At 44.3% G+C, this 6,621-nt stretch carries 7 protein-coding genes; all 7 read right to left on the reverse strand.

Translation table 11 applies throughout. From position 1 onward, the window contains the following. Positions 1–49: 49 nt before the first annotated feature. The 7 genes from ACI35L_RS14225 to ACI35L_RS14255 all read right to left on the reverse strand — a co-directional run bounded on the left by ACI35L_RS14225 (position 50) and on the right by ACI35L_RS14255 (position 6,534). Positions 50–304 (reverse strand): HPr family phosphocarrier protein, encoded by a 255-nt coding sequence (locus tag ACI35L_RS14225; protein ID WP_049669507.1) that lies wholly within the window; start codon positions 302–304, stop codon positions 50–52. Between the two features lie 52 nt (positions 305–356). Continuing rightward, a complete protein-coding gene (whiA, locus tag ACI35L_RS14230) occupies positions 357–1,298 on the reverse strand; it encodes a DNA-binding protein WhiA (protein ID WP_049669506.1) in 942 nt (313 codons plus the stop codon). Positions 1,299–1,333: 35 nt separating this feature from the next. Next, on the reverse strand, positions 1,334–2,326 hold the full coding sequence (locus tag ACI35L_RS14235; RefSeq protein ID WP_049669505.1) for a gluconeogenesis factor YvcK family protein: 993 nt from the start codon (positions 2,324–2,326) through the stop codon (positions 1,334–1,336). Then, positions 2,301–3,227, reverse strand: a complete 927-nt coding sequence (gene rapZ, locus ACI35L_RS14240) for an RNase adapter RapZ (protein WP_049669504.1) — start codon at positions 3,225–3,227, stop codon at positions 2,301–2,303. Before rapZ ends, ACI35L_RS14235 begins: the two co-directional genes overlap by 26 nt. Positions 3,228–3,229: 2 nt before the next feature. Continuing rightward, on the reverse strand, positions 3,230–3,694 hold the full coding sequence (locus ACI35L_RS14245) for an NUDIX hydrolase (protein WP_049669503.1): 465 nt from the start codon (positions 3,692–3,694) through the stop codon (positions 3,230–3,232). Positions 3,695–3,967: 273 nt separating this feature from the next. Next, entirely contained in the window at positions 3,968–4,921 is a 954-nt protein-coding gene (gene trxB, locus ACI35L_RS14250) for a thioredoxin-disulfide reductase (protein ID WP_049669502.1), read from the reverse strand. A gap of 122 nt (positions 4,922–5,043) precedes the next feature. Then, positions 5,044–6,534: a tetratricopeptide repeat protein gene (locus ACI35L_RS14255; RefSeq protein WP_049669501.1), complete on the reverse strand. Its 1,491-nt coding sequence runs from the start codon at positions 6,532–6,534 to the stop codon at positions 5,044–5,046. Positions 6,535–6,621 lie beyond the last annotated feature (87 nt).

Genomic DNA, 6,621 nt, shown 5'->3' on the forward strand with positions numbered 1-6,621 from the left:
CCCCGCAAATCCTTTCATTAGGATTTACAGAGACGGTCTTAGCCAGCCATTAATCTTTCTTCAAGAACTCCTCAAGCGATTGTAAGGCTTGTTCTTCATCACTGCCATCTGCCGCCAGGGTAATGGTGCTGCCGCTGCTGATGGCCAGGCTCATTAAGCCCATAATACTCTTTACGTTAACTTTCTTATCTCCTTCTATGATGTAAATCTCGGAAGAAAAGCTGCTTGCCTTCTGTACAAACTGTGCTGCAGGTCGGGCTTGAAGGCCCGTTTTTAAATGGACTGTTACTTGTTTTTCAACCATGACATAATCCTCCCTATCGACAGTTATCTGTTTATTAGTGAAGCCTAATTACTTATTTTGAATCACCGGCTCTTAACTTTTCTGCGATTTCATCAATTTTGCGAAGTCGATGATTAATGCCTGATTTACTGATTTTAGCGCCTGAGACCATATCTCCGAGCTCTTTCAGGGTAACATCCTGATATTCGACACGAAGTCTGGCAATCTCACGTAATTTATCCGGAAGGACATCAAGTCCGACCGTGCTCTCTATATATCTTATATTCTCAACTTGGCGCAGCGACGCACCAATTGTTTTATTCAAGTTCGCGGTCTCGCAATTCACTAAGCGATTGACCGAATTTCTCATATCACGCACAATACGGATATCTTCAAATTTCAATAGGGCATTATGCCCGCCGATAATATTGAGGAACTCAGAGATTTTCTCTGCTTCCTTCAAATACGTAATGAACCCCTTTTTCCTCTCCAGCGTCTTGCTTTTCAATCCAAATGAATTCATTAATTCACATAGAGCGTCATTATGCTCTTTATATAAAGATGAGATTTCAAGGTGATAAGAAGATGTTTCCGGATTATTCACCGAACCTCCAGCAAGGAATGCTCCACGCAAGTACGAACGCTTGCAGCATTTCTTCTCAATGAGGCTTTCCGAAATATTGTGCACCATGGAAAATCCATCTTCAATGATATTTAAGTCCGTTAATACTTCCTTTGCTTTCTCGGCGAAACGGACAATATATACGTTATTTTTCTTTAGTTTCATCTTTTTCCGAACAAGCAGTTCGACCTGAAGATCATACATCTTCTTCAGCAATGTATAAATCCTTCTGGCTATCGCTGCATTTTCGGTTTGGACATCTACAACAAGATGGCGGTTTGAAAAGGATAAGGATCCGTTCATGCGAATCAGCGCGGATAGTTCTGCCCGAGCACAACACTCTTTAACCTCTAAGTTCGTCAGCTCTTTCTTCGTTTCCGACGCAAACGACATCCTTTTTCCACCTCTATCTTTTTACGACATGCTTATTAGCTATTGATACTACTGACTTTCAAATCTCTTTCATTTATTAAATCATATATAATCGATGCGACTGCGACTGTATCATGGCGTACTCGATTATGATGAATGGAAACAATATTTTCTTTTATGACACGAACACCCATCTTCTCCAGCCGATTGATGTCAAAAATAACAGGCTGTGCATACTCCTCTTTATACTTCAATTTCAAGTGAGGAGGAATCTCTTCCTTGTTAACAAGGATTGTATCTACGCACTGGGAACCGAGATGCTCATTGATTACCTTCAAATGGTCACTTGCCGTATAGTTCAGCGTCTCTCCGGCCTGAGTCATCAAATTGCAAATGTACACCTTTGCTGCATTTGAGTTTGCAATCTCCTCTGCAATCGAAGGGACGACAAGATTAGGGAGTATGCTTGTATACAAACTGCCTGGCCCCATCAAGATCATATCTGCATTGCGGATGGCCTGCAGCGTTTCCGCCGGCGGCTCAATCTCTTCCGGGCTGAGAAATACTCGCTTGATCCGCTTGCCTGAATACGGAATTTTGGACTCGCCGGTCACAACCTCCCCATCATCAAGCTCTGCATGCAAAATGACACTTTGATTCGCAGAAGGCAATACCTGCCCTTTCACATTTAATACCTTGCTCATCTCTTGGATTGCATGAACAAAATCACCCGTAATGGAGGTCATCGCAGCAAGGATGAGATTGCCAAGGGCGTGCCCGCTCAAATGGTCCGCATTATCGAAGCGGTGCTGGAACATTTGCTCAATGAGCGGCTCGACTTCAGACATCGCAGCGAGAACATTCCGAATGTCCCCTGGAGCCGGGATATCAAGTTCATCGCGAAGACGGCCTGAACTGCCTCCATCATCCGCTACCGTAACAATTGCTGTAATATCAACCGGATAGGTCTTCAATCCGCGAAGCAGTACAGGTAATCCTGTACCGCCCCCGATGATTGCTATCCTAGGTTGTCTTAACTTGGACGTCATCTGTGTGTACCTTCCTTTTATTGATATCCCGATGCGTAACTCTCGTATCATATTCATTCTTGTAGCGGTTGCCAAGGAATTCAGCAAGGGTAACAGAGCGATGCTGGCCCCCTGTACATCCAACAGCAATGACGAGCTGCGCCTTGCCCTCGCGCTTATACTGCGGAATCATGAAATCAAGCAAATCTACCCACTTCTCAATAAACTTCTGTGTTTCATTCCATTTCAGGACATAGGAGGATACCTCATTGTCCAATCCTGTCATCGGGCGCATATGCTCAATGTAGAATGGATTTGGCAGGAAGCGAACATCAAACACAAGATCGGCATCAATCGGCAGCCCATGCTTAAACCCGAAGGACATCACATTGATTGTGAAGGATACCTGATGGTTGACCGCGAATTCCTTTGAAATCTTCTCCCGTAATTCGCGCGGCTTCAATTCAGAGGTGTTGTAAATACTTTGAGAACGTCCTTTTAACTCCTCAAGCAAATCCCGCTCAAGACGAATACCCTCAAGCGGCAGTCCTGATGGAGCAAGCGGATGTGTCCTTCTTGTTTCCTTGTATCTTCTGACAAGCACATCATCATCTGCATCGAGGAATAAAATCTCTGGAACAAAAGTCTTGGAGTCATTCAAATCATCAAGAGCCTTAAATAGGTGGTCAAAAAAGTCCCGGCCTCTCAAGTCCATGACGACAGCCACTTTGTTCATCTTCTTCCCTGAGTCCTCCATTAATTCCAGGAATTTCGGAAGCAGTGTCGGCGGCAGATTATCCACACAGAAGAAGCCAAGATCTTCAAAGCTCTGGATGGCAACTGTCTTACCTGCTCCGGACATTCCCGTTATAATGACTAATCGGTGGTCCACTATTTCATTCTCCACTTTCTTATCTTCCATTTCTACTCCCCGTTTCTCTCTAGCTTATAATCGATGAGCTCCGAATCCTCCGTATAACGGAAGGTCCCCATCAACACGCCTGTTCCCTCTATCAGGTGATTCATGATATGACGGTCTCCTTCAGCCATTGGCAAGGACGGAATATCAGAAAGGGCGTGCCACTCGAGTCTGCCTTCCTCTGTCTCCACCAATGCCTGTCCTTCAGCTTCTCTCGCACAGAAAGAGAAAAGCATCCATTCATTCACGATTTCTTCTCCTCGAACGATCACCATTGTAAAAATCCCCTTCAATACGGGATTGCTGATTCGTAAATTCGTTTCTTCATAATACTCCCGAACGACAGAGTCTCGAATGGATTCACCGGTCTCCATCTTACCGCCGGGGGCAACCCACCAATTTCTTCGCGGCTTCTGAAGCATTAAAGCCATGTCATCCTTTATATATAAACAATTGGTTACTCTTTGCATTCCATTCACCTCATGATTACCAACAGAAGCATATAATTATTTGGTCTATCCCCATTATACTATTTTCCCTACGCCTGAACAATGTGAGTAAAACGTACATAAACGCTCACCAAATTGAAATATTTTTCGACAAAAACAAAAAAGGGGCACAGGTCTAAAACCTGTGCCAAAAGTATATAAAAGGGGGTCAATTTCTATTTTAATTCTACCCCAATTTTGTTGCGCTTATATTACAGCAGCGTTAAGTAAAGATGACGATTTGTAAATTATTTCTTATTTTGCTTTTTCCTTCAATTTATCCATCAGCTCTTCCACATAATGCTGTGCAGACTGTGCAGCAATACTGCCATCGCCTGTAGCTGTTACGATTTGGCGCAATTGTTTTTCGCGAACATCGCCCGCTGCGAAAATTCCTGGAATCTTCGTTTCCATGCGGTCATTCGTTTCAATATAGCCATTTGCATTTGTAATGCCAAGGCTTTGGAATGGTTTTGTAAGTGGAAGCATACCAATATAGATAAACACACCATCAGCTGGAAGCTCTGTTTCAGCTCCATCAACTGTGGAAACCAATGTTACACTGCCTACCTTTCCATCCTTTTCATTGATGGATTTAAGGGTAGAATTCCAAATAAAATCTACCTTTTCATTCGCAAATGCACGATCTTGCAAAATCTTCTGGGCACGAAGCTCATCACGACGATGAACAATCGTTACTTTAGAGGCGAAGCGAGTCAGGTAAACACCCTCTTCAACTGCGGAATCCCCGCCGCCGATAACGAATAGCTCTTTGTTCTTAAAGAAAGCACCGTCACAAACTGCGCAATAAGACACACCGCGTCCGCCAAGCTCCTTCTCGCCTGGAACACCGATTTTCTTATACTCAGCACCTGTAGAGATAATGATGGTACGTGTTTTATATTGCTTAGATCCGGCATCAATGGTTTTGTATTCTTCCCCATCAATGATTTCCTTCACTTCACCGTATGCATATTCTGCACCGAATTTCTTCGCATGCTCAAACATTTTATTGGATAAATCCGGCCCAAGAATGGACTCATATCCAGGATAGTTCTCGACATCCTCTGTATTCGCCATCTGCCCGCCCGGAATTCCCCGTTCAAGCATTAACGTTGATAAATTGGCCCGTGAAGCATAGACAGCTGCTGTCATTCCAGCAGGCCCAGCACCAATGATGACCACATCATAAATTTTATCTTCAGCCATTATGACACACTCCTCACATCATTCTGTATCCCGTTTATATACGAAAGCTACGCTGTTTATTTTATCATGTATTAGCTTATATTAATCGTATAAAACTATACCAGTAGAGTCCATCGATATGCTTATTGCAGCAAACTAGCTACCTGATTCACATATTTCGACAAAGTCGAAACAGATATTCCATGAAGATTAGCGATTTCCTTCTGCGGAATCTTCTCCCCGCGAAGCTTATGCCACTCATACTCAATAGCCGCAGCCCAAGCCTTTGCATTCCTGAACTTCATGCCGTTTTCTTTCCCCTCCACAAAGACGGAAAACCACAGCAAATAAAGCCCTGACTCAATCAAACGCACCGGACGATGGCGCTCATATAACAGCTCAGCCACCTCGCCTCCAAAGAAGACCGTCGGATCAGCAAACTCAATGCTCTTCTTATAAAGCAGCTCCTCCTGCTGGAACTTCTCATTCTCCAAATACATCGGGTGGTGCTTAATCATCGGCAGCGCCTTCGAGCGGCTCGATAAAAACAAACCAAATAGACGCTCCTCCGGATAATCACTATCAAGCTTCTTCAAAATCGTCGGCGCATGCTCCTCAAAGCTCGTCTCGAACTCCTCTGCCAGCTCGCCCCACGGCTCAAGCCCCTCCTTATCAGGACTTAAAACCTCAACCTTCTTCCAAGCCTTGCGAGCAGTCTCGACCTTCCCAATCTGATAAGCAGACTTACTCAGCCAATAATAAAAGGTTCCATCACCCTCATAGCCCTTCTTCTGCAGCACACGAAGCCACTGATAAGCCTCCTCATAAAAGCCCGTCAACGCAAACGTCGCCCCAAGCTTCAACAAATGCTCATCCAAAAACGGCCTCACCTTCCGAAGCAGCTCATACACCTCACGCACCTTCTCATCCCGCATCTGATAATGGTAAAAAACCATCCCATTGCAAAGCGCGTGCAAATTCCCCGGATTCTTCTCAAGCACCCGGTCCAGCGTATCAAACGCCTCATCAGCCTTTCCAACATAAAAATACGCCAGAGCCAGATTATTATACGCTGACCAAAACTCCGGATACGTATCAATCATATCCTCAAGCCTCTCGACTGCCTTCACAAAATTACCCGCCTCCAGCAATTTCCGAGCCTCATCCTGGCGCATCATCAAATCATCCTGATACTCAAGCGTCTCCTCAGTTTCATCTGTCTCAAACGTAATCAAATCAAGCAAATCCTCAGCATCCTCGCTGAACTCGCCAAACTCATCCCGCTCCAAATACTCATTCGCATGCTTATAAGCCTCCTTAAACAAGCCCATATGCGCGAAATTATTAGCCAGCAAGTAATGGCACTCTGTCATAAACGGATCAAGATCCTGTAATATATTCAAAAGCAGCTGGTTCGAAAACTGATACTCACCCAGCTCCGTACAAATCACCGCAAGCTGACAAGCAATCATCGGCTCATCCGGCTCCAGCTGAAACGCACGATTCATGTATTTTTTCGCTTTATATAAATCCCTGCGCTGAAAAGCCTTAATTCCTTTCGTAAAATAAAACTCTCCAGTCGGGTTAAATGACACAACTTTAGCATTGTTTACCCAATTAGAATTTTTCCCCATCTAGTCCTCCAAAAGACTTATTGTTTAACCCATAAATTATACCATATTCGGAGAGTTATAGAAAGAGAGGCGGGCTGGGGAAGGGAT

Source organism: Pradoshia sp. (assembly GCF_051873915.1).
In the GTDB taxonomy this organism is placed as follows: domain Bacteria; phylum Bacillota; class Bacilli; order Bacillales; family Pradoshiaceae; genus Pradoshia.

Bases quoted from the DNA above. Each gene is read 5' to 3' on its own strand.
- ACI35L_RS14225 (WP_049669507.1), bottom strand. From the start codon at position 304: ATGGTTGAAAAACAAGTAACAGTCCATTTAAAAACGGGCCTTCAAGCC.
- whiA (WP_049669506.1), bottom strand. From the start codon at position 1,298: ATGTCGTTTGCGTCGGAAACGAAGAAAGAGCTGACGAACTTAGAGGTT.
- ACI35L_RS14235 (WP_049669505.1), bottom strand. From the start codon at position 2,326: ATGACGTCCAAGTTAAGACAACCTAGGATAGCAATCATCGGGGGCGGT.
- rapZ (WP_049669504.1), bottom strand. From the start codon at position 3,227: ATGGAAGATAAGAAAGTGGAGAATGAAATAGTGGACCACCGATTAGTC.
- ACI35L_RS14245 (WP_049669503.1), bottom strand. From the start codon at position 3,694: ATGCAAAGAGTAACCAATTGTTTATATATAAAGGATGACATGGCTTTA.
- trxB (WP_049669502.1), bottom strand. From the start codon at position 4,921: ATGGCTGAAGATAAAATTTATGATGTGGTCATCATTGGTGCTGGGCCT.
- ACI35L_RS14255 (WP_049669501.1), bottom strand. From the start codon at position 6,534: ATGGGGAAAAATTCTAATTGGGTAAACAATGCTAAAGTTGTGTCATTT.